The 3,378-nt window shown below is 71.9% G+C and carries 3 protein-coding genes; all 3 read left to right on the top strand.

Translation table 11 applies throughout. From position 1 onward, the window contains the following. Positions 1-1,338: glycerol-3-phosphate dehydrogenase/oxidase (locus tag ABZ281_RS43125; protein WP_356663578.1), on the top strand; the 1,338-nt coding region annotated here is incomplete at its 5' end. A 128-nt stretch (positions 1,339-1,466) separates the two neighbouring features. Then, on the top strand, positions 1,467-2,138 hold the full coding sequence (locus tag ABZ281_RS43130) for a FadR/GntR family transcriptional regulator (protein WP_097215682.1): 672 nt from the start codon (positions 1,467-1,469) through the stop codon (positions 2,136-2,138). A gap of 158 nt (positions 2,139-2,296) precedes the next feature. Next, complete coding sequence (locus ABZ281_RS43135; protein WP_298554169.1) at positions 2,297-3,280, top strand: PAC2 family protein; 984 nt, start codon at positions 2,297-2,299, stop codon at positions 3,278-3,280. Positions 3,281-3,378 lie beyond the last annotated feature (98 nt).

A 3,378-nucleotide genomic window follows, 5' to 3' on the forward strand; every position in this document is an offset into this window, starting at 1 on the left:
GTGAAGCTGGTGGCGGAGAACCACTTCGAGCGCCGTGCGGTCTCCCGCCAGGTGGCTCCCCACCTGGCGAACCCGCTCACGTTCTACCTCCCCGTGTACAAGGGCGGGCCGCACGGCGCGGCGAAGCTCGGCGCGGGCGTCTTCGCCTACTCCGCGCTCTCCGCGTTCGGCGACGGCGTCGGGCACCTGCTCTCGCCGGCCAAGGCCGCGCAGGACGTGCCCGAGTTGCGCACCGAGAACCTCAAGGCCGTGGCCGTGTACGGCGACGACCAGATGAACGACGCCCGCATGGCGCTGATGACGGTGCGCGGGGCCGTCGAGGCGGGCGCGGTCGTCCTGAACCACGCCGAGGTGACGGGTCTGCGCTTCACGCAGGGCCGTGTCACCGGCGCCGAGCTGAAGGACCGCCTGTCCGGCGACGAGTTCGGCGTCAGTGCCCGGCTGGTGCTCAACGCGACCGGCCCGTGGGTCGACCACCTGCGCAAGCTGGAGGACCCGAAGGCGGCGCCGTCCATCCGTCTGTCGAAGGGCGCGCACCTGGTCCTCAAGCGCACCTCGCCCTGGAAGGCCGCACTTGCCACCCCGATCGACAAGTACCGCATCACCTTCGCCCTCCCCTGGGAGGACATGCTGCTGCTCGGCACCACCGACGAGGTGTTCGAGGGTGACCCGGCGGACGTCTCGGTCACCGAGCAGGACATAACCCAGATCCTCGACGAGGCCGCCTTCTCGGTCCGCGACCAGCAGCTGAGCCGCGACCTCATCACGTACTCCTTCGCCGGCCTGCGCGTACTGCCGGGCGGCCCCGGCGACACCGCCAAGGCCAAGCGCGAGACGGTGGTGACCGAGGGCCGGGGCGGCATGCTGTCGGTCGCGGGCGGCAAGTGGACCACCTTCCGCCACATCGGCCGCACCATCATGAAGAAGCTGGAGACGCTGCCGGGCCACCCGCTGGGCGACGACTTCGAGCCGATCAGCGCCCTGCCGAAGAAGCTGCCGCTGCCCGGCATCGCCAACCCGCGCGCGGTCGCCCACCGGCTGCTCAGCGACCGGCCGGCGCCCGGCCCGCGCATGGCCGCCGACACGGCCAGGCACCTGGCCACGCACTACGGCTCGCTGGCCTTCGACATCGCCCGCATGGCCAACGAGAGCCCCGAGCTCGCCGAGCGCGTCCACCCCGACGCCCCGGAGATCTGGGCGCAGGTCGCCTGGGCCCGGGACCACGAGTGGGCCGAGACCCAGGACGACGTGCTGCGCCGCCGCACGACGCTGACGATCCGCGGCCTCGCCACGGACGACGTCCGCGCCAAGGTGCAGGACCTGCTCGACAAGAAGTAGGCACGGGTCCGGGGGATCCGTGATCCGGGAGGGGCGGTTCCACGCCGACGGAGCCGCCCCTTCCGCGTTCCCGCGCCTGCATAATGACCTGATACGTCGGAGGTCTTGAACGCACTGGGAGGCCGGCCATGGCAGTCACCGACGAGGCGATCGAGAAGATCAAGGGAATGATCGTCTCCGGCGCGCTGCGCCCGGGCGACCGGCTGCCGAAGGAGAGCGAACTCGCCGCCGACCTCGGGCTGTCCCGCAACTCCCTGCGGGAGGCGGTACGCGCCCTGTCGCTGATCCGGATCCTGGACGTACGGCAGGGCGACGGCACGTACGTCACCAGCCTCGACCCGCAACTCCTGCTGGAGGCGCTGAGCTTCGTCGTCGACTTCCACCGCGACGACACGGTCCTGGAGTTCCTCGCGGTGCGCCGCATCCTGGAGCCGGCCGCGACCGCGATGGCGGCCGTGCGGATCAGCGAGCAGCAGCTGGACGCGCTGACGGCCCAGCTGGACAAGCTCGGTGAGGCCCCGTCGGTGGAGGATCTGGTCGCCTGCGACCTGGAGTTCCACCGGGGCATCGTGCACAGCTCGGGCAACTCCGTGCTGTGCTCGCTGCTCGACGGGCTTTCGGGCCCCACCACCCGGGCCCGGATCTGGCGCGGACTCACACAGGAGGACGCCGTCGCCCGCACCCTGCGCGAGCACCGCGCGATCCTCGCCGCCCTGCGCGACCGGGACGCCGAGGCGGCCCGCTCGTGGGCGACCGTGCACATCGCGAGTGTGGAGCAGTGGCTGCGCTCCACGCTGTGACCAGGTCCTCAGGGACCGCCCGGACGAACCCGGGGTGTTCAGGGGCGGATCGCGGGGCAGTGATGGGGGCACTCCCCCTGCAAGGGGGCAGCGGGCGCCCCCGCGGCACGCCGTAAGGTTGGGTGGTCAAGCGAGGGCACGTCGGAAGGAGGCGCTGGGTGATCGAGCTCGAGGGGGTTCCCGAGCTGGTCGACCCGGTCATGGTGGCCGCGTTCGAGGGCTGGAACGACGCCGGCGACGCCGCCTCCACCGCGGTCGCGCATCTGGACAGGGAATGGAAGGGCGAGGTCTTCGCGGCGCTGGACGCCGAGGACTACTACGACTTCCAGGTGAACCGCCCCACGGTGTTCATGGAAGCGGGCGTCCGCAAGATCACCTGGCCCACGACCAGGCTGTCGGTGGTCCGGGTCGGCGGCGAGAAGCCGCGCGACCTCGTCCTCGTGAGGGGTATCGAGCCCTCCATGCGGTGGCGGTCGTTCTGCAACGAACTGCTCGGCTTCGCCCACGAACTGGGCGTGGAACTGGTCGTCGTCCTGGGCGCCCTGCTCGGCGACACCCCGCACACCCGTCCGGTTCCGATCAGCGGCACCACGTCCGACCCGGACCTGGCCCGCCGCATGGACCTGGAGGAGACCAAGTACGAGGGCCCCACGGGCATCGTCGGCGTCCTCCAGGAGGCGTGCACGCACGCGGGCGTCCCGGCCGTCTCGCTCTGGGCGGCGGTGCCGCACTACGTGTCGCAGCCGCCGAACCCGAAGGCCACGCTGGCCCTGCTGAACCGCCTGGAGGACCTGATCGACGTGCGCATCCCGCTGGGCGAGTTGCCCGAGGACGCGCGCGCCTGGCAGGTCGGCGTGGACCAGCTGGCCGCCGAGGACAGCGAGGTCGCCGAGTACGTGCAGTCGCTGGAGGAGGCCCGGGACACCGCCGAGCTGCCGGAGGCGTCCGGCGATGCCATCGCCCGGGAGTTCGAGCGCTATCTGCGGCGCCACGACGGCGGCGGACCGTCCGCGCCCGGCGGCCACGCCACGGCCGACGGCAGCGACAGCACGTCGTACCTGCGGGACAACCCCAGCGGCCGCACCCGCCCGCCGAAGCCGCCCAAGCCGGGCACGGACGACGACGAGTCCTCGGACGACTGAGGCCGGCCGAGAACACCGCACAACGATCAGAGGGGGTACACCGAGCTCATCGACCAGCTGCGGGAGGCCATGGGGCTGCGCCTGCGGGTGCCCGTCCC

The organism is Streptomyces sp. NPDC006265 (assembly GCF_040613555.1).
Classification (GTDB): domain Bacteria; phylum Actinomycetota; class Actinomycetes; order Streptomycetales; family Streptomycetaceae; genus Streptomyces.